General features: G+C 71.2%; 15 protein-coding genes. 13 read left to right on the forward strand and 2 right to left on the reverse strand.

Annotated features, from left to right (window positions below):
- The first annotated feature begins 8 nt into the window (after positions 1-8).
- A complete protein-coding gene (locus U9J39_RS23410) occupies positions 9-1,334 on the forward strand; it encodes a c-type cytochrome (RefSeq protein ID WP_326348201.1) in 1,326 nt (441 codons plus the stop codon).
- Positions 1,335-1,341: 7 nt separating this feature from the next.
- A complete protein-coding gene (locus U9J39_RS23415) occupies positions 1,342-3,204 on the forward strand; it encodes an NAD(P)-binding protein (RefSeq protein WP_326348202.1) in 1,863 nt (620 codons plus the stop codon).
- A gap of 7 nt (positions 3,205-3,211) precedes the next feature.
- On the opposite strand, the gene U9J39_RS23420 is transcribed toward U9J39_RS23415, so the two are convergent.
- Positions 3,212-4,114, reverse strand: a complete 903-nt coding sequence (locus U9J39_RS23420; RefSeq protein ID WP_326348218.1) for an acyltransferase — start codon at positions 4,112-4,114, stop codon at positions 3,212-3,214.
- A 196-nt stretch (positions 4,115-4,310) separates the two neighbouring features.
- Positions 4,311-5,267 carry a SphA family protein gene (locus U9J39_RS23425; protein ID WP_115711641.1) on the reverse strand — a complete coding sequence of 319 codons (957 nt, stop codon included), beginning with the start codon at positions 5,265-5,267 and terminating at the stop codon, positions 4,311-4,313.
- Positions 5,268-5,479: 212 nt separating this feature from the next.
- Between U9J39_RS23425 and U9J39_RS23430 the strand changes: the two genes are divergently transcribed.
- From U9J39_RS23430 to U9J39_RS23480, 11 genes are all read left to right on the forward strand, one after another.
- The gene (locus tag U9J39_RS23430) at positions 5,480-6,628 is read left to right on the forward strand and encodes a BamA/TamA family outer membrane protein (protein WP_115709452.1); all 1,149 of its coding nucleotides are present in this window, start codon (positions 5,480-5,482) and stop codon (positions 6,626-6,628) included.
- Between the two features lie 136 nt (positions 6,629-6,764).
- The gene (locus U9J39_RS23435) at positions 6,765-7,997 is read left to right on the forward strand and encodes a formylglycine-generating enzyme family protein (RefSeq protein ID WP_326348203.1); all 1,233 of its coding nucleotides are present in this window, start codon (positions 6,765-6,767) and stop codon (positions 7,995-7,997) included.
- 58 nt (positions 7,998-8,055) lie between these two features.
- Positions 8,056-9,129: an HAD family hydrolase gene (locus U9J39_RS23440; protein ID WP_326348204.1), complete on the forward strand. Its 1,074-nt coding sequence runs from the start codon at positions 8,056-8,058 to the stop codon at positions 9,127-9,129.
- Between the two features lie 65 nt (positions 9,130-9,194).
- A complete protein-coding gene (locus tag U9J39_RS23445; RefSeq protein ID WP_116312558.1) occupies positions 9,195-10,952 on the forward strand; it encodes an arylsulfatase in 1,758 nt (585 codons plus the stop codon).
- Positions 10,953-11,021: 69 nt separating this feature from the next.
- Positions 11,022-13,670: a fused MFS/spermidine synthase gene (locus U9J39_RS23450; protein ID WP_326348205.1), complete on the forward strand. Its 2,649-nt coding sequence runs from the start codon at positions 11,022-11,024 to the stop codon at positions 13,668-13,670.
- A complete protein-coding gene (locus U9J39_RS23455) occupies positions 13,667-14,641 on the forward strand; it encodes an AAA family ATPase (RefSeq protein WP_326348206.1) in 975 nt (324 codons plus the stop codon). The genes U9J39_RS23450 and U9J39_RS23455 overlap by 4 nt, the downstream gene beginning before the upstream one ends.
- A gap of 22 nt (positions 14,642-14,663) precedes the next feature.
- Positions 14,664-15,686, forward strand: a complete 1,023-nt coding sequence (locus U9J39_RS23460) for a DUF58 domain-containing protein (RefSeq protein ID WP_115709464.1) — start codon at positions 14,664-14,666, stop codon at positions 15,684-15,686.
- Positions 15,683-16,198, forward strand: coding sequence for a DUF4381 domain-containing protein (locus U9J39_RS23465; RefSeq protein ID WP_115709466.1), 516 nt, complete (start codon positions 15,683-15,685; stop codon positions 16,196-16,198). The genes U9J39_RS23460 and U9J39_RS23465 overlap by 4 nt, the downstream gene beginning before the upstream one ends.
- The gene (locus U9J39_RS23470; RefSeq protein WP_326348207.1) at positions 16,185-17,270 is read left to right on the forward strand and encodes a vWA domain-containing protein; all 1,086 of its coding nucleotides are present in this window, start codon (positions 16,185-16,187) and stop codon (positions 17,268-17,270) included. Before U9J39_RS23465 ends, U9J39_RS23470 begins: the two co-directional genes overlap by 14 nt.
- The gene (locus U9J39_RS23475; RefSeq protein ID WP_326348208.1) at positions 17,270-18,937 is read left to right on the forward strand and encodes a VWA domain-containing protein; all 1,668 of its coding nucleotides are present in this window, start codon (positions 17,270-17,272) and stop codon (positions 18,935-18,937) included. The genes U9J39_RS23470 and U9J39_RS23475 overlap by 1 nt, the downstream gene beginning before the upstream one ends.
- Entirely contained in the window at positions 18,934-20,349 is a 1,416-nt protein-coding gene (locus tag U9J39_RS23480) for a BatD family protein (protein WP_326348209.1), read from the forward strand. The genes U9J39_RS23475 and U9J39_RS23480 overlap by 4 nt, the downstream gene beginning before the upstream one ends.
- The last annotated feature ends 18 nt before the right edge of the window (positions 20,350-20,367 follow it).

Raw genomic sequence — 20,367 nt, forward strand, 5'->3', positions numbered from 1 at the left:
CTGCATCCATGCGCTTTCCTTTTCACGGGCCTGGCCTCGCTTTGTTCCGCGCGTTGCGCAATCTCGCCGGGCTGTCCGTGGCGCTGCTGCTGCCCGCGGGCCTGGCGCAGGCCGCCGGCGACGCGCAGCAGGTCGAACGCGGCCGCTACCTGGCCCGCATCGCCAACTGCGCCGCCTGCCATACCAGCACCGGCGGCAAGCCCTTTGCCGGCGGGCTGCCGATCCGCACCGCGGTCGGCACGCTGTATTCGACCAATATCACGCCCGATGCCGCCAGCGGCATCGGCGCCTACACGCTGGCCGAATTCGACCGCGCCGTGCGCCATGGCGTGGCGCGCGACGGCAAGCGCCTGTATCCGGCGATGCCGTACCCGTCGTACGCGCGCCTGCGCAGCGACGACGTGGCGGCCCTGTACGCCTACCTGCGCGCCGAGGTGGCGCCGGTCGCGCAGCGCAATCCCGCGCCGCAGATGCGCTGGCCGTTCGGCATGCGCGGCCTGCTCGCGGTGTGGAATGTGCTGTTTCTCGATGACGATCCGGTGCGTAACGACCCGGCGCGCGATGCCGCCTGGAACCGCGGCGCGTACCTGGTGCAGGCGGTGGCGCACTGCGGCGCCTGCCATACGCCGCGCGGCACGCTGTTCGCCGAAAAGGGCCTGGACGAGCGCAGCCGGCATTTCCTGTCCGGCGCCAGCGTCGAGGGCTGGTCGGCCACCAACCTGACCGGCGACCAGCTCACCGGACTGGGCGCCTGGTCGCGCGCGGACATCGCCGAGTTCCTGCGCACCGGGCGCAATGCGCACGCGACCTCGTTCGGCCCGATGTCCACGGTGGTTTCCACCGCCACCCAGTACATGAGCCCGGCCGACCTCGATGCGGTGGCCGCCTATCTCAAGTCGCTGCCCGGCGCGCGCGGCGAAGACAAGCCGTTCCGGCCCGATCCCGCCACCGCGCAACAGCTGCGGCATGGCCGCTTCGACCTGCCCGGCGCGCGCCAGTACGCGGTGTTCTGCATGCCGTGCCATGGCGCCGACGGCAAAGGTTTCGCCAGGGTATTCCCACCGCTGGCCGGCAACCCGACCGTGGCCGATCCGGATCCGGCATCGCTGGTCAACCTGCTGCTCGACGGCGCCGTGACCGCCCGGGTGGGCACCGCGCCGTCGGACTACCACATGCCCGGCTATGGCTGGACCCTGGACGACCAGGAGCTGGCCAACGTGCTGACCTTTATCCGCGGCAGCTGGGGCAACCGCGCCGCGCCGGTAGCGGAGGCCGACGTGGCCGCGCGGCGCCGGGCCCTGGCTGCGCAGCGCCAGGCCGACGCCCGACCATGAGCCGCCGATGACGATCACCCGAAGAGACTTCCTCAATGGCACCGCGCTGGCGATTGCCGCGGGACTGGCGCCGGCGCAGCTGCTGCACGCGCAGCCGCGCGCGGGCGCGCCGTCCGCTGCCTACCCGCCGGCGCTGACCGGCCTGCGCGGCAACCATGCCGGCACCTACACGCTGGCTCACAGCCTGGCGCGCGAAGGCGCGAAGTATCCCGCGGTGCTGGCGCGCGAAGCCTTCGACCTGGTGGTGGTCGGCGGCGGCCTCAGCGGCCTGGCGGCGGCGTGGTTCTACCGCCGCCGCTTCGGCGCCAACCGCCGCATCCTGATCCTCGACAACCACGACGATTTCGGCGGCCACGCCAAGCGCAACGAGTTCACGGTGCGCGGCAAGCGGCTGGTGACCTATGGCGGCAGCGCCGAGATGCCGGCAAGCGCGGCCGGCGACGCCGCGGTGCGCGAGCTGCTGGCCGGGCTTGGGCTCGATGCCGCGCAGCCGCCCGCGGCGGCGGCCGCTGACCCGTATGCCGCGCTCGGCATGGGCCGCGCGGTGTTCTTCGACGCCGAGCACTTCGGCCGCGACCAGTGGGTGGCAGGCGACCCCTTCGGCGAAGCGATCGACGCGCGCAGCGGCGCGCGCGCGGGCGGCCCGTCTGGCGGCCCCGATCCTGCGGCCTTGTCGCGCTTCCTCGACAGCGCGCCCTTGCCCGTCGCGGACCGCGCCGCACTGGCGCGGCTGGTCGCCGGCACCACCGATTACCTGCCGGCGCTGGCGGGCGCAGAACGCAGCGCGGCGCTGCGCACCATGCGCTACGCCGCCTTCCTGCGCGACAAGGCCGGCATCGGCCTGGCCGGGCAGCGCTTCCTGCGCAGCCGCAGCCTCGATGCCTACGCGCTCGATGCCGACGGCATTTCGGTGGCCGACGCCATCGCCATCGGCCTGCCCGCCGGCGCCAACATGCCAGCGCCGGCGGGCAACGCGCGGCTGGGCAAGTCGCCCGCCTCGCGGCTGTGGTTTGCCGATGGCAATGCCTCGCTGGCGCGACTGCTGGTGCAGAGCCTGATCCCGGACGTGGCCCGCATCGCCGCGCCGGCGCAGGTGGTGTCGGCCGCGTTCGATTACGGCCAGCTGGACCGCGACGGGCAACCGGTGCGGCTGCGCCTGAACAGCACCGCGATCGCGGTCGAGCCCGACGGCCCGATCACGCGCGTCACCTATGGCTTCAGCGGCAACCTGCATCGGGTCGAGGCGCGCCACGTGGTGCTGGCCGGCTACAACATGATGATCCCGTACCTGCTGCCGTCGCTGCCGGCGCAGCAGAAGGCCACGCTGCACAACGAGGCCAAGGCGCCGCTGGTCTATACCAAGGTGGCACTGGACCACTGGCAGGCGTTTGCGGCGCTGTGCACCCGCCGCATCCATGCGCCCGCCATGCCCTACACCGATCTCTGGCTGGAGCCGCCCGCGGGCCGGGAACCCTCCGATCCGGCGGTGCTGCACATGCTCCATGTGCCGACCGTGCCCGACAGCGGCATGCCCGCGCGCGACCGCTTCCGCGCCGGCCGCGCCCTGCTGCTGGGCACGCCGTTCGAGGCCATGGAGCGCGACATCCGCGCGCAACTTGACCGCATGCTGGGGCACCAGGGCTTTGCTTCGAAGGATGTCATCCGCGGCATTACCGTCAACCGCTGGGCGCACGGCTACAGCTACATGCCCGACAGCCTGGCCGGCGAGAACGTGGCGCCCGACGCGGCGTGGCCGGGCCTGGCTGGCGTCGGCAACATCAGCATCGCCAACAGCGACAACGCCGGCAGCCCTTCGCTGACGGCGGCGGTGGCGCAGGGCAAGCGCGCCATCGAGCGGCTGCCCGGCTAGCCGCGGCTCAGCCCTCGCGCGCCGGCGTCAGCGCGTCGATCTCCGCATCCTTGGCCTCCCACTGGCTTGCCAGCCAGTGGTGGAATTCGGTGCGGAAGGCCTTGTCGCTGCCGTAGTCTGCGTTGCAGAAGGACGGCGGCACCGGCAGCTGGCGCATCCGCACCAGCACCGGCCCCGCGCGCCCGCAGGCCAGGTCCCAGAAGCCGGGCGCGCCTTCCGGGTAGACGATGGTGACATCGATCAGCGAGCGGAACTTGTCGCCCATCGCGTTCAGCGCCACCGCCAGCCCGCCGGCCTTGGGCTTGAGCAGGTGGCGGTAGGGGGAATCCTGCGCGGCGTGCTTGGCCGCGGTAAAACGCGTGCCTTCCGCAAACACCATCACGCTGGTCGGCACCAGCGAAAACTTGGCGCAGGCGCGCCGGGCGGTCTCCTGGTCCTGGCGCCGCAAGGCCGGATTGCGCCGCAGCTCGGCCTTGCCGTGGCGCTTCATGAACGGAAAATCCAGCGCCCACCAGGCCAGGCCGATCACCGGCACATAGATCAGCTGCTGCTTCAGGAAAAACTTCAGCAGCGGGATGCGCCGGTTCAGCGCCCGCTGCAGCACGAAGATGTCGGCCCACGACTGGTGGTTGCAGTTGACCAGGTACCAGTCGGCATAGCGCAGGCCCTCGTTGCCCCGGACGTCCCAGGGCTCGCGCTGGATCCACGCGAACCAGCCGGTGTTGCCCGAGATCCAGGCGGTGGCGATGCCATTGAGCAGCGGGTCGATGCGCCGCCTGACGGCGGTGAACGGCAGCGCCAGCTTCAGCAGCGCGAATGGGAACAGCAGGGTGCACCAGAACAGCGTGCTGGCGATCAGCAGGGTCCAGCTGAGGAGGCCGGTGACAAAGGCGAAGCGGCCGCGCGGCACTAGCGCCCGGCGGCGCGGCGGCACGGCGGGGGCTGCGGAGGTGGGGTGGCTGGCGTCGGGGGGATGGCTGGAAGCGGGGGAAGAAGAGGGCAACGTCGTCATGGGCGCCAGTTTGCAGGCAGGAAAGGGATTGGAGCTTGCGCTTGATCAACGCGGACGCTGGCGCGTGGGTATCTCAAGTTGACGCGTGATGCCATCAAAACACCAGTGTCGCCGTGCCCATGAAGGTGTTGGTGCTCTTCAGCCGGTTCTTGCTGGCCACCGTGGGCACCCAGCGCAGGCCGAGCGACAGCAGGCTCCTGGCGCCAATCTTGGTGTCGTAGGTGACAATCGGACCTACCGCCCAGTCATGGCCGCGAAAGCCGTTCAGGCGGTCGGCCAGCGGGCCGCTGTCGTCGCCCAGCTGCTGCGTGGTGCCGGCGATCAGGCCGACGCCGGCGCCGTTGGCAAAGCGCTTGAGCAGCATCGTGTCGAGCGTGAACAGCGGTGCGTTCTGGTAATCGGTGGCGTGGTTGCGGGTGTAGAACTGGATGCCGGCGACGGCATCGAACTCGAGCCCGTGTTCGGGGAACAGCCGGGTGTAGGCCACCTGCGGGATGAAGGTCCAGTTGTTGAGACTGGGATTGGCCAGGGCGTTGGGGTCGTACTTGCCGGTCGGCGCCCACACGTTCAGGCTCAGCGCCACGTGTTCGGTCTTGGAAAAATGGTAGCCCGCGATGACCGGCGCGAACGAGATGTCGAACAGGTTCGAGGCGGTGTCCTGGGTGCCGAGGCTGCGGCCGCCGACGGCAAGGTTGGCCGTGACTTTGGTCCACACATACGGGAGCGTAAAGCTGGAGGCGAAGTTCCAGGCGCCGGTGTCGGTGTCCCACACTTTCATCACGGTCGCCAGGGTGAAGGCGATCTTGCCGTCGATGCCGGCCGAAGCCTTGCCCGCAACCGGCACGGTGCGGCTGCCGCCGATCGAGCCGTCGAGGTAGATCTCGCCGACATTGACGATCAGCGCCGGTTCGGGCGACACCACCCCCGCGTTGGGAAGCACGCTGGTGCCCGTCACGGGGCGCCCGAGCGCGCCTTCGGTGGCGTGGGCGCCGACGCAGGCCAGCAGCAGCGGGGCAGTCAAGGCAAGCCGTCGTGCGAAGGTCTTTGGCATGGGCATCAACAGGTAGGACAGCCGGGCAGGGCATGCGGTCGGCGTCCGCGCCGGTTTTTTGACATTGCATACTAGCAGCAAACCCCCGCGTCACTGTTGGCGCGAAAGCTCGCAAGAAAAGCACGTTAAAACTTTCAGCACGGCATCGCAAAGTTTTACTTCACAAGGCCGAAGCCGCCCGGCGATGATGCTTGCCGATGATTCATCCCGCCATGACAAAACGCCTTGCCGTGCTGATGGGCGCACTGGCCGTGTGCTGGTGCGGCGGCGCATGGGCGCAGGCCGACGCGCCTGGCGCAAAGAAGCCGCTGTCGTTCTTCGACCCGGACGACGGCGCGCTGGACCTGAGCGACTTCCTGCTCAACCACAGCGGCGCGCTGCCCGTGCCCACCATCATCACCGAGCCGGCGGTCGGCTATGGCGCGGGCCTCGGGCTGATGTTCTTCTCGCAATCGATGGCCGACGCGGCCGCCAGCGCCAGGGCCAGCGGCAAGGGTCCGGCGCCGCCCAACATCACCGGCATCGGCGGCGCGTATACCGAGAATGGCACCTGGGGCGCCGGCGTCGCGCATTTCCACACCTGGGACGGAGACCGCTATCGCTATCTCGGCGCGCTGGCCAAGGTCGACGCCAACCTCGACTACTACGGCTTGCGCAACCAGCCGCGTGCCTATGCGCTGCGCGGGGTGTTCCTGGTGCAGCAGCTGCTGGTGCGCATCGCCGACACGCGCTGGTACGCGGGCCCGCGCTATGTGTATTTCGATTCGACCGCGACCTTCAGGTTTGGCGATGCCGGCGAGCTCGGCAGCTTCGACCAGACCCAGCGCATCGGCAAGGCCGGCCTGGTGGTCGACTACGACTCGCGCGACAACATCTTCTACCCCAGCCGCGGCAGCTATGCCGAACTCGAGGCGCAGTTCGCGCGCGGCGGCTTCGGCAGTACCCAGTCGTTCAACATGTACAACGCGCGCGGCTTTACCTGGCTGCCGCTGGCGCGCACCGTGATCCTCGGCCTGCGCGCCGATACGCGCTTTTCCAGCGGCGAGGTCCCGTTCTACGCGCAGCCCTACGTCGACTTGCGCGGGGTGCAGAAGGGGCGCTACCAGGACCGCAATGCGCTCGCGGCGGAAATGGAATTGCGCTGGGACGTGACCCCGCGCTGGTCGCTGCTGGGCTTTACCGGCGTCGGCAAGGCCTATGGGCGCTGGCACGATTTTTCCGATGCCTCGACCATCTACAGCGTCGGCGCGGGCTTTCGCTACATGATCGCGCGCAAGCTGGGGGTGTCGATCGGCCTCGATGTGGCGCACAGCAAGGGCCAGAACGCGTTCTATATCCAGGTAGGCAGCGCCTGGCGCTGAGGCGCCAGCGGAATGCGAAAAAAACTTAATTCACTGCTGCCTGAAATCATAAAAAGCTGACTTCTGATTGCCGAACCCATCTGAGATCATTGTTTTCGCTGATCGGCGCAGTGTTTTGCATACAGAGACAATAGGAATGAGCGGACCACGTGATAGCGGCAATCCCGGTGCTGGCCCCGCGGCCCTGGCGCCCGCACGGCGCGGCGGCAGGCGGGCGTGGCTGCTGGCGAGCCTGCTCGGCGTCGGGCTCGCGGCCGGCCTTGGCGGCAGCTACTGGTATCTGAAGGGACGGATGCCAGCCACGCCCGCGATTGTCATCGGCGATGGCAGGAACGGCCCCGCCGGCATGGTGCGCGTGCCGGGCGGCGACTTCCTGATGGGCAGCGACAGCAAGATGGCGCAGCCCAATGAAAAGCCGGCGCACAAGGTGAGCGTGCATGGGTTCTGGATGGACCAGCACCACGTCACCAACGCGCAATTCCGCAAGTTCGTCGAAGCCACCGGTTATGTCACCACCGCCGAGCGCGCGCCCGACTGGGAAACCCTGCGCGTGCAGCTGCCGCCCGGCACGCCGCGCCCGCCCGACAGCGCCATGGTCGCGGGCGGCATGGTCTTCGTCGGCACGCCGCGCCCGGTGCCGCTGCAGGACTACTCGCGCTGGTGGCGCTATGTGCCCGGCGCCGACTGGCGCCATCCGACCGGCCCCGGCAGCTCGATCGAGGGCAAGGACAACCACCCGGTGGTGCAGGTTTCGTACGAAGACGCACAGGCCTATGCCAAGTGGGCCGGCAAGCGGCTGCCGACCGAGGCGGAATGGGAATTCGCCGCGCGCGGCGGGCTCGAGCAGGCGACCTATGCCTGGGGCGAGCAGTTTGCCCCCGATGGCAGGCAGATGGCCAATGTCTGGCAGGGACAGCAGAACCAGCCGTTCCCCGTGGTCAGTCCCAAGGCCGGCGGGGCGCTGGGCACCAGCCCGGTCGGCACCTTTCCGCCCAATGGCTACGGCCTTGCCGACATGACCGGCAATGCCTGGCAGTGGGTCGCGGACTGGTACCGCGCCGACCAGTTCCGGCGCGAGGCCGGCAAGGCGCAGCCGATCGACAACCCGGTGGGCCCGCTGGCATCGTGGGATCCGTCCGAACCGGGGGTGCCGGTCAACGCGCCCAAGCGCGTCACGCGCGGCGGTTCGTTCCTGTGCAACGAGGATTTCTGCCTGAGCTACCGCCCCAGCGCACGGCGCGGCACCGATCCCTTCAACAGCATGTCGCACCTCGGCTTCCGCCTGGTGATGGACGAAAGCCGCTGGGCCGAAATGCAGCGGCGGCCGCCGGTGGCGATGGCCGGGTCGGCCAAGCCGGCAGCGCGCTAACGCCGCGCGCGAACCAGGTTTCTTTCCAGCAGGGCAACACGCTACAGGAGCGAGCAACATGACCATGGCAGCGCCTCCCGCAATCCTTGCCAGCCACACGCGCAAGGCCATCGCCGCGCTGGCGCTGGCCGGCCTGGCGCTGGCCGGCTGCTCGACCTCCGCCACCGCGCCGGCGGCGCAGGATGCGGCCGCGCCGTCGGTGCAGGCCGCGGCAGCGGCGCTGCCGTCGTGGCGCGACGGTGCGGCCCGCCAGGCGCTGCTGAAATTCGTCGCCGACGTGACGCGGCCCGGCTCGCCCGGCTTCGTGCCGCCCGAGGAACGCGTGGCCGTGTTCGACAACGACGGCACGCTGTGGAGCGAGCAGCCGCTGTACTTCCAGTTCTTCTTCCTGCTCGACCAGGTGCGGGCGGCAGCGCCGCAGCACCCGGAATGGCGCAATAACCCCGCGTTCAAGGCGCTGATGGCCAATGACATGCAGGGCCTGATGCGCAACGAAAAGCAGTTGCTTGGCCTGATCGCCGAGGCCAACAGCGGCATGACCGTGGACGAATACGACCGCACCATCCGCGACTGGCTGGCAAAAGCGCGGCACCCCAAGTTCAACCGGCCTTACACCGAACTGGTGTACCAGCCGCAGCTGGAACTGCTGTCCTACCTGCGTGCCCACGGCTTCAAGACCTACATCGTCTCGGGCGGCACCATCGACTTCATGCGGCCGTGGAGCCAGGCCATCTACGGCGTTCCGCCCGAACAAGTGATCGGCTCCTCGCAGGCGGTGCGCTACCAGGTGCGCGACGGCAAGCCGGTGCTGGTGCGCGACCCCAAGCTGGACTTCATCGATGACGGGCCGGGCAAGCCGGTCGGCATCTACCGCCATATCGGCCGCCGGCCCATCCTTGCCGTGGGCAACTCCGACGGCGACCTGCAGATGCTGGAGTACGCCACGGGCGGCGACGGCCCGCGCCTGGCCATGCTGGTGCATCACGACGATGCCGAGCGCGAGTTCGCCTATGACCGCCAGTCCAAGGTGGGCAAGCTCGACAAGGCCCTGGACGCGGCCCGCGCCAGGGGCTGGACGGTGGTCAGCATGAAGCGGGACTGGCAGCAGGTCTATCCGGCCGGCAAGCCATGACCACACGTATCAGCAGCAAACCAGCAGCAAACCGACCGTAACGGGTCAATGAACGGAGGCGGGACATGCACAGAGTTGAAGAACGCATAGTCAGAGGGCGGAGTTCCAGGCTGGCGATGCTGGCCGTGGCCGCCGTGGTGGTCGCCGTGACCGGCTGCGACAAGAAGGAGACCCCGCCCAAGGCGCAGCAGCCGGCGGCGCAGGCGCCTGCCGCCACGCCGGCACCGGGCGCGGCCGCACCGGTACCGGCCCGCGAGAATCCGCCGGTGGCGACCAGCGCCCCGGTTGCCGCGGCCTCCGCGCCCGCGCTGGCGGCACCGGCCGCCTCCGGCAAGAAGCCTAACATCCTGGTGATCTTTGGCGACGACATCGGCCAGACCAACATCAGCGCCTACAGCCATGGCGTGGTGGGTTACCGCACCCCGAACATCGACCGCATTGCCCAGGAGGGCATGCTGTTCACCGACTACTACGGCGAGAACAGCTGCACCGCCGGCCGCTCCACCTTCATCACCGGTGAAGTCGGGCTGCGCACGGGCCTGCTGAAGGTCGGCATCCCGGGCGCGCCGGTCGGGCTGCAGGCGCAGAACGTGACCATTGCGCAGGCGCTCAAGCCGCTGGGCTATGCCACCGGCCAGTTCGGCAAGAACCACCTGGGCGACCGCAACGAGTACCTGCCCACCGCGCACGGCTTCGACGAGTTCTTCGGCAACCTCTATCACCTGAACGCGGAAGAGGAACCGGAGCGCCCGTACTACCCGAAAAACGACGAGGCCTGGGTCAAGGCCAACGCGCCGCGCGGCGTGATCCACTCGTTCGCCGACGGCAAGGTCCAGGACACCGGGCCGCTGAACCGCAAGCGCATGGAGACCATCGACGACGAGACCACGGCGGCGGCGATCGGCTTCATGGACAAGCAGGTGAAGGCCGACAAGCCGTTCTTCGTGTGGATGAATACCACCCGCATGCACGTGTTCACCCACGTGCGCGAGTCGATGCGGGGGCAGAGCGGCATGCCGGGCAACGAGTACGCCGACGGCATGATCGAGCACGACGGCCACGTCGGCAAGCTGCTCAAGGCGCTCGACGACCTGAAGATCGCCGACAACACCATCGTAATCTACAGCACCGACAACGGCCCCAACCAGTTCAGCTGGCCGGATGCCGCGACCACGCCGTTCCGCAGCGAGAAGGACACCAACTGGGAAGGCGCGTTCCGGGTGCCGGCGATCATTCGCTGGCCGGGCCGGATCAAGCCCAACACGGTATCCACCACGATGATCTCCGGGCTCGACTGGTTCCCGACGCTGCTGGCCGCGGCCGGCGATGCCGATATCAAGGAGCGCCTGCTCAAGGGCACCAGCATCAGCGGCAAATCGTTCAAGGTGCATCTGGACGGCTACAACTTCCTGCCATACCTGACCGGACAGACCAACACCGGGCCGCGCCAGGACTTCTTCTACTTCAACGATGACGGCCAGCTGGTGGCGATGCGCCACAACGACTGGAAGTTCGTGTTCTGCGAGCAGCGCCAGCCGGGCGGCTTCCAGGTCTGGGCCAACCCGTTCACCTGCCTGCGCGTGCCCAAGGCGTTCAACCTGCGCATGGACCCCTATGAGCGGGCCGATTCGGTTTCCGACCAGTACTACGACTGGACCGCGAAGAACGCCTACATGATCAGTTATGCGTCGTCGCGGGTGGCACCGTTCCTGCAGTCGTTCAAGGACTACCCGCCCAGCCAGCGGCCGGCGAGCTTCACCATCGACCAGATGACCGAGGCGGTGATGTCGTCGATCGACAGGGGCGCGGCCGGCGGCAAGTAGCCTCCGGCGTGACCGGCCAGCCGGCTTCCACTGCAAAGGCCGGCTGGCCCATTCCACAGGGATCGCACCATGGTAGAAGCGCGCGCCGGCGCAGGCTCCGGCAAGGATAAGGTGCGGTATGCGGCGGCCACCAACGGGCAGGGCGCCCGGGCCGCCGCGCAGGCGGGGCAGGACGGGCAGGCGTGGCATGACGCCGCGCTGGTGCCTGCCCTGCTGCTTTTTGCCTCGGGCACCGCGGGACTGGTGTTCCAGGTGCTGTGGATCAGGCAGCTCGCGCTGGTGGTGGGTGTCGAGGTACACGCCGTCACCACCGCCGTGAGCGCGTTCTTCGGCGGCCTGGCACTGGGCGGCTGGGTCTTCGGCCGCAGCGCCGATCGCCATGGCCATCCGCTGCGGCTGTATGCCTGGCTGGAACTCGCGGTGCTGGTGCTGGGCGTCGGCGCGACGCTGGCCCTGGCGCAGGCCGCCGCGCCGTTTGCCTGGCTGGAAAGCCGGGTGGGCCTGCTGGCGTGGGCGTTGCCGTTCGTGCTGGTGATCCTGCCGGCGGCCGCGATGGGCGGCACGCTGCCGGTGCTGATGCGCGTGCTGGGCTCGCGCCCGGGCCGCGTTGGCACGCACGGTGGCCGGCTCTACGCCGCCAACACCGCCGGCGCCATCGCCGGCACGCTGCTGGCTGGCTTTGTGCTGGTGCCCGGGCTTGGCATCCTCGGCAGCGCCATCGCGGCGGGCATGCTCAACGGCGTCGCGGCGCTGTGTGCCTGGCTGCTGGCGCGGCGGGCAACGAGTCCCTGCGCTCCCGCCAGCGCCCACGCAGCGCAACCTGCCGCTGCCGCCGGCGATGTCGCCAGCGGCCGGCTCGCGCTGCTGCTGTATGCCGCCGCCGGCGGCATCGCGCTGGGCTACGAGGTGGTCTGGTCGCAGGCCATCGTGCAGTTCCTCAGCACGCGCACCTTCGCCTTCACCGTGGTGCTGGCCACCTACCTGGCCGGGCTGGCCATCGGCAGCGCGCTGGCCGCGCGCCATGCCGACCGCGTGCGCGACCCGTGGGGTGCCTTCGGGCTGCTGGTGGCGGCGGCCGGGCTGGTGGCCTTGCTGGAATTCGTGCTGCTGGGCGAATGGCTGATGCGCGCACAGGGCAGCGTGTCGGCATGGGTGCAGGGCCTGAGCGCGAGCCCGCTGCTGGCGGCCTGCGCGCGCTTTGCGCTGGCGGCGCTGACGGTGGTGTTCGTGCCGACGCTGCTGCTTGGGGCGGCGTTCCCGTTCGTGTTGCGTGTCAGTGTCGACAGCCGGCGTATCGGCGCGGGCGTGGGCAGCGTGATCGCCCTCAACACGCTCGGCGGCATCGCCGGCACGGCGCTGGCCGGCTTTGTGCTGGTGCCGTACCTGGGGCTGGTGCGTACGCTGGCGCTGCTGGCGGTCGCGGCGGCGGTGGTCGGCGTGGTGGCGGTGGCGCTGGGCAGCGGCGTGCGGCCCGCGGCGCGCTGGGCGGTGCCGATGCTGGGCGTGCTGGCAGTGATCGCCGCCGCGCTGGCGCCGCCGGACCGCCTCGCCACGCTGCTGGCGCGGGCGCGCGGCGGCGAACTGGTGTTCTACGAGGAAGGGCGCGGCGCCACCGTGGCGGTGGTCGAGCAGAGCTCCGCCACCAATCGCTTCCGGCGCCTCTATATCCAGGGCGTGTCCAATTCCGGCGATGCCATGACCTCGCAGCGCTATATGCGGCTGCAGGCGCTGCTGCCGTTGATCGTGCACAACGGCGCGCCGAAGTCGGCGCTGGTGATCGGGCTCGGCACCGGCATCACGGCGGGCGCGACGCTGGCGTGGCCGGGGCTGGAGCGGCGCGTGGTGGCGGAGTTGCTGCCGCCGGTCGCGCGCGCGGTGCCCAGCTTCAAGGGCAATTTCGGCGTCGCCACCGACCCGCGCGTGGAGATCCGCCTGCGCGACGGCCGGCGCGAACTGCTGCAGAGCCCGCAGCAGTACGACCTGGTCACGCTGGAGCCGCCGCCGCCATCGGCTGCCGGCGTGGCCAACCTGTATTCGACCGACTTCTACCGGCTCGCTGCCACGCGGCTGCAGCCCGGCGGCCTGGTGGCGCAGTGGCTGCCGCTGCCGACGCAGAACGACGCCGATACGCGCATGCTGGTGCGAAGCTTCCTCGATGTGTTCCCGCACGCCACGCTGTGGACCACCGAGCTGCACGAGATGCTGCTGGTGGGTTCGATGTCGCCGCTGGCGCTGGATGTGGCGCAGGTCCGCGCGCGCTTTGCGCAGCCGGATGTCGCCGCGGCGCTGCAGGCGGTGGGGGTGCGCTCGGCGGCGGCGCTGCTGGCCACCTGGGTCACCGACCGCGCCGGGCTGGACTGGTATGCGGCCGATGCGCCGGCCGTGACCGACGACCGCCCGCGCATCGAGTATGCCGGCTGGGTCCGCCCCGACGCCTTCCCGGAATCGTTGTCCAGGCTGCTGTCCCTGCAAAGCGAACCGCCGCTGGCGGGCGCCGACGATGCCTTCTGGCGCGAGCTGCGCCACGAGCGCGAGATCCTGCACACGTTCTACCGCGCCGGCCTCGACGCCTACCGCGGCGACCGCGAGGCGTGGGCCAGCCATATCACGCAGGCCATGCGCGCCGATCCCGACAATCCCTACTACGCATGGTTCGTCGGCGGGCAGGCCCGCCGTGCCCCGGCCGCATCCGAGAACACCCCAAGGAACGCCCCATGAGCACACGCGACGACGTCCTGGCCCTGCAGCAGCGCATGGGCGAATCGATCGTGGGCCAGCAGCGCATGATCGAGCGCCTGCTGCTGGGCCTGCTGGCGGACGGCCACCTGTTGGTCGAAGGCCTGCCGGGGCTGGCCAAGACGCGCGCCATCAAGATGCTGGCGCGCAACCTCGATGCGCGGCTGTCGCGGATCCAGTTCACGCCTGACCTGCTGCCGGCCGACATCACCGGCTCGGAAATCTACTTCACCGAAGGCGGCAAGGGCGAGTTCCGCTTCCAGGCCGGCCCGGTGTTCGCCAACCTGGTGCTGGCCGACGAGGTCAACCGCTCGCCGGCCAAGGTCCAGGCGGCGCTGCTGGAGGCGATGGAAGAGCGCCAGGTCACCGTCGGCGGCACCACCCACAAGCTCGAGTCGCTGTTCCTGGTGATGGCGACGCAGAACCCGATCGAACAGGAGGGCACCTACGCGCTGCCCGAGGCGCAGATGGACCGCTTCCTGATGCATGTCAGCGTGGGCTATCCCGAAGCGCAGGCCGAGGCCGACATCGTCAGGCTGGCGCGCGCGGAAGAGGCGGGCGGCGCGGCGGCTGGCGCGAGCGCTCCGGTGCGGCTCGCGCCCGAGGCCATCTTCGCCGCGCGTGCGGCCATCCATGACATCCATGTCAGCGAGGCGGTGGAGCGCTACATCGTCGCGCTGGTGCAGGCCACGCGCGCGCCCAAGCTTGTCGACGACGATCTCGACAAGTGGATCCAGGTGGGCGTGAGCCCGCGCGGCTCGATCGGGCTGGACAAGGTGGCGCGCGCGCATGCGTGGCTGCACGGGCGCGACTTCGTCACGCCCGAGGACGTGCAGGCCGTGGTCGGCGATGTGTTTCGCCACCGGCTGATCCTGTCGTACGAGGCGCATGCCGCCGGCGTCGGCGCCGATGCCGTGATCGAGCGCCTGGTGCAGCAAGTGGCGGTGGCCTGAACCAGCGCGAGGGCCGCCTTTCATGCGCCTGCCATTCCGCGCCATCGCCCGCGCCGCCCCGGCGGCGGCGCACGCGCCGTCTTCACAGGCGCTGGCCGGAGTCAGCGTGGATGCCGCGGCGCTGGCCCGGCTCGAGGTGGCCGCGCGCGACTTCCATTTCCTGCCGCGCCAGCCGGTGCACAGCGTGCTGGCCGGGCGCCATGCCTCGCGCGTGCGCGGGCGCGGGCTGACCTTCGAGGAATTGCGCCTCTACCTGCCCGGCGACGATATCCGCAGCATGGACTGGCGCGTGACCGCGCGCACCGGCCGGCCCCATGTGCGCGTCTACACCGAGGAAAAGGACCGGCCGGTGCTGCTGGTGGTGGACCAGCGCATCAACATGTTCTTCGGCAGCCGGCGCGCGATGAAATCGGTCAGCGCAGCCGAAGCAGCGGCGCTGGCCGCGTGGCGCGTGCTCGCCGAAGGCGACCGCGTCGGCGGCGTGGTGCTGGGCGACGAGCGCATCGAAGCGTTCGCGCCGCGCCGCAGCCGCGACGCGGTGCAGCAGCTGCTGGGCGGCATCGCTCGCTTCAACCAGGCCCTGCGCGCCGACGCGCCGGCGCGCCGCGCCGCCGGGCAGCTCAACGCGGCGCTGGAGCGCACCGCGCGCATGGCGCGCCACGACTGCCTGGTGATCGTGGTCAGCGATTTCGACGGCCATGACACCCGCACCCGCGACCTGATGCTGGCGCTGGCAACGCACAACGATGTGCTGACCATCCTGGTCCACGACCCGTTCCTGGGCGCGCTGCCGGGCTCGGGGCAGCTGGTGGTCAGCGACGGCGAGCTGCAGGTCGAGCTGGGCTTCGGCCACGCCGCCACGCGGCGCGGCATCGCCGAGTTTGCCGATGCCCGCGCCAGGGCACTGCTGGACTGGCACCATGCCATGGGCGTGCCGCTGCTGCCGCTGTCAGCCGCCGAGGAGACCGCGCCGCAGTTGCGCCGGCTGCTGGGCCGGCCGCTGCAGCAGGCACCGGTGCGGCAACGCGCGGGGGCGGCGCGATGAGCCTCACGCACAGCGCCGCCCCGGCGACCCTGGCAACGCTGGCCGACCTCGCCGTGCCGCCGCCGCCGTCGTGGATGCCGCAGACCATCGGCTGGCCGATCGCCGGCGGCGTGCTGCTGCTGGTGCTGGCCTGGGCCGGCTGGCGCGGCTGGCGGCGCTATCGCGCCAACCGCTACCGGCGCGAGGCGCTGGCGGAACTGGCGGCGCTGCCGCAGGACCCGGACCCCGCACACCGCGCCGCGGCCTTGCGCGCGATGGCGGCGCTGCTCAAGCGCACCGCGCTGGCGGCGTGGCCGCGCGCGCAGGTGGCCAGCCTGGCCGGCGGCGGCTGGGCCGAATTCCTGCGGGCGCATGCGGGTCGGGCCGGGGATGTCGCACCGCAGCTGGCGGCCCTGGTGCAAGACGCCGAGTACCGTGGCGACGCCGCGCTGGCGCAATGGCCGGACGCCGAGGTGCGCGCCGTGGCCGCGGCATGCCGGCGCTGGATTGCGGAGCACCATGTACCAGTTTGAATATCCGTGGCTGTTCGCGCTGCTGCCGCTGCCCTTGCTGCTGTGGTGGTGGCTGCCGCCGTACCGCGAGGAAAGCCGGTCGGTGCGGCTGCCGTTCTTTGGCGAGGTCGCCAGTGCCGCCGGGCTGACGCCGGCGGCCGGCGCCGTGGTGCCGCGCCGCAACCGGCTGCAATGGGTGCTGGCGCCGCTGGCGTGGGTGCTGGTGGTGACGGCGCTGGCGCGGCCGCAGTACCTCGAGGCGCCGGTGCAGAAGGTGCAGCCCGCGCGCGACCTGCTGCTGGCGCTGGACCTGTCGCAGTCGATGGACACGCGCGACTTCCGCGATCCGTCCGGCGCGCTGATCCCGCGCGTGCAGGCGGTGCGGCAGGTGGTCGGCAATTTCGTGGCGCGGCGCCCGGGCGACCGCATCGGCCTGGTGGTGTTCGGCGATGCGCCGTACCCGCTGGCGCCGTTTACCCTGGACCACCAGCTGGTGCAGGCGCTGCTGGCCGACCTGCTGCCCGGCATGGCCGGACCGAGCACGGCGCTGGGCGATGCCATCGGCCTCGGCATCAAGCTGTTCGGGCACAGCGAAGCGCCGGAGCGCGTGATGATCGTGCTGACCGACGGCAACGACACCGCCAGCCGGATGCCGCCCGAGCGCGCCGGCGGCATCGCGCGCGAACGCAAGGTGGTGGTGCATACCATCGGCATCGGCGACCCCAACGCCGCGGGCGAAGAGAAGGTCGATCTCGACGTGCTGCAGCGGCTGGCGGCGCAGACCGGCGGGCGCTATTTCTTCGGCGCCGACCAGGCCAGCCTGGAGAGCATCTACGCGACCCTCGACCGGATCACGCCGCATGAGCAGAAGACGTTGTCCTGGCGGCCGCGGCGCGAGCTGTTCATGTGGCCGCTGGGCGCGGCGCTGGCGCTGGTGCTGGCGTACCAGCTGCTGATGTTCGGCTATTCGGCGTGGGTCGCGCGGCCCAGGCCACCCCGAGCCGGCGTGGTGGAAGCGACGGAAGCGACGGAAGCGACGGAAGCGGTGGACCCGCCGGGCGCGATGGCGGATGCCGCCGGGAGCGGGCGCTGATGCCGGCCTGGCTCGAGCCGCTCGCCCACTTCCATTTCCTGCGCCCGTGGTGGCTGCTGGGGCTGCTGCCGGCCGCGCTGCTGGTGTGGGCGGTGCGGCGCCGCGGCGACGTGCGGCGGCGCTGGCGCGACACCATCGCGCCGCACCTGCTCGACGCGCTGATGCTCGGCGAGCGCCGCCGCCTGGCGCTGCGCCCGGTGCACCTGACCGCGCTGCTGCTGGCGCTGGGCACGGTGGCGCTGGCGGGCCCGAGCTGGCGCCAGGAACGCCCGCCGTTCCTCGACGACAAGGCGCCGCTGGCGATCGCCGTGGACCTGTCGCCGAGCATGGACGCGGTCGACGTCACGCCCACGCGGCTGGAGCGCGCCAAGCTCAAGGTCAAGGCGCTCCTGGCGCGCCGCGACGGCGGCCGCACCGCCATCTACGCCTATGCCGGCTCGACCCACCTGGTGTTGCCGCTGACCGACGACGCCAGCCTGCTGCAGACCTTCGCCGATGCGCTGCAGACCCGCATCATGCCGGTGCCCGGGCGCGACATGGCGCAGGCGCTGCGCGTGATCGACGCCGACCTGAAGCGTGAGCCGGTGCCGGGCACCATCCTGTTCCTGACCGACGGCGTCGACCCGGCCGCCGCGGCGGCGTTCCGCGCCCAGGCCGGCAGCGGCCGCAGCCAGCCGGTGGTGCTGGCGCTGGGCACCGCGCAGGGCGGGCCGCTGCGCGATGCCGCCGGCGGCTTTGTCGAGCAGGACGGCGCGCGGGTGTTTGCGCGGCTCGATGTGAAAGCGCTGGAGCGCTTCGGCGATGACAGCGGCGTGCCGGTGGCGACCTTCACGCCGGACAGCGACGACGACGTGGCCTGGGTGCAGCGCCACGTGCAGTCGCATCTCGAACAGATGCAGGCCGGCGACCGCACCCGCTGGAAGGATGAAGGCTGGTGGCTGGTGCCGCCGCTCGCGCTGCTGGCGATGCTATGGTTCCGCAAGGGCTGGACCGTGCGCTGGAACGCGGGCCTGCTGCTGGCGCTGGCGTTGGCGCTTGCCGCGCCGCCCGAGGCGCAGGCGCAGTCATCCGCGCCAGCCACGCAAGCCAGTGAGGTACGCCCATGGCGCTTCGTCGACCTGTGGCTGACCCACGACCAGCAAGGCCGGCGCGCCTTCGAGCAGGGCGATTTTGCGCGCGCCGCGACGCTGTTCGACGATCCGATGTGGCGGGGCATCGCCCAGTATCGCGCCGGCCAGTACGCGCAGGCGGTGCAGAGCTTCGCGCGGGTCGATTCCGCACAGGCCGACTACAACCAGGGCAATGCGCTGGCGCGGCAGGGCCAGTACCGGCAGGCCGCCGCGCGCTACCGCCAGGCGCTGAAGCGCCAGCCGCAATGGCCAGAGGCAAGCGCCAACCTGGCGCTGATGGAAAAACTGCTGGCGCAGCAGCTGCCGAAGGACAAGCCGGACCCCGACGACGGCGAAGAACCACCCGACCTGCCGCCGGACCAGGTCAAGTACGACGCCGCGAAGCCGTCGGCACCGGGCGGCAAGTCGCTGCAGGTGGTACTGACGCAGGACGCCGAGATGTGGATGCGCGCGATCCAGACCACGCCGACCGACCTGCTGCAGCGCAAGTTCGCGCTGCAGCACGGACAGGCGGCGCCGGCGCAGGGCGCGCGATGAGGCGCCACGCCATCCGGCCTCGCGCGTGGCTGCGGCGCGCCGCGCTGCTGGTGCTGCTGCTGGCGGCGTGGCTGTGGCCCTGGCTGGCGCGGGCCGCTGCCGGACCGGCCGGGCCCATCGTGCGTGTCGACGTGGGCGCGCACCAGCCGGTGCTGGTGGGCCAGCAGGTGGGCATCGACGTCACCATCCTCGCGCCCAACTATTTCCTGTCGGCACCCGAGTTCCCGCCGCTTGCGGTGCCGGGCGCGGTGGTCACCTTGCCCGATGCGCGCGCCGTGAATTCCACCGAGACCATCGACGGCGTGGCCTATGCGGGCATTCGCAAGACCTATGCCTTCACTGCCGAGCAGGATGGCGACTTCCGGCTACCGGCCGCGACCATCCGCGTGACCTACGCCGGCGACGACGGCGCGCCGCGCGAGGGCAGCGTCACCTTGCCGCTCACCACGATCCGGGTCGGCACGGGCGGCACCGGCACCGCGGCGGCGGGCGCCACCGCCGGCCGGCGCTTGCTGCCGGTGGCGCGGCTCAGCGTGACGCAGACGCTGGACCACAACCCCGACCACGGCGTGGTCCGGCTGCATGCGGGCGATGCGCTGGTGCGCACCGTCACCACCTTTGCGCCGCAGACCCAGGCGATGATGATCGTGCCGCCGCATGCCGCGTCGCCGCGCGGCGTGCGCATGTTCCGCGCGGACGCGCGGCTGTCCGACCAGGCCCAAGGCGACCAGGCCCAGGCGGCGCCGGAGCCGGGCGGCACGCGCATCGATACGCTGACCTACGTGTTCGAGCGACCCGGCACCTATACGCTGCCCGCGGTCACAGTGGACTGGGTCGATCCCGCCACGCGCCGGCCGACCAGCTCCGAAGCGCCGGCGGTAAAGGTCGAGGTGGCCGCCGCGCGCAACGCCGGGGCGCTGGCGCCGGGCGGGCCGTCGGCCGGCGCGCTGCCGGGCGCGGGCGGCCTGCCGTGGCGCACGCTGCTGTGGGGCGCGGTCGCGCTGCTCGGCGTCGCCTTGCTGGCGCTGCTGTGGCGGCGGCTGCGGCCGCGCCTGGCGCGCCTGCGGCAACGCCGCGCCGAGCGCCGCCGCGCCCGCGCCGGGGGCGCCGAGGCGCGGCTGGCGGCCACGCTGCGGGCCTGCCGCGCGGGCGATGCGGCCGCCGCCAGCCAGGCGCTGGGCGACTGGACCCGCGCAGCGCATGGCACCACGCCCGCGGCCTGGGCCGAAGCCGCCGGCGATGCCGCGCTGGCCGACGCCGTCACCGGCCTGCAGCGCCATCTCTACGGGGCGGTGCCGGTCCCGTCCGCCTGGGACGGCAACCCGCTCGCGCAAGCACTGGGCCGCCACGCCAGGCCCGCCCCGCAGCGCCGGCGCCACGCCGCGCCGGCGCTGCCACCGCTCAATCCCTGATCCCGCCCTGATCCAGCC

The sequence above is a fragment of the Cupriavidus sp. SS-3 genome, assembly GCF_035818815.1.
Taxonomy (GTDB): Bacteria; Pseudomonadota; Gammaproteobacteria; order Burkholderiales; family Burkholderiaceae; genus Cupriavidus; species Cupriavidus taiwanensis_C.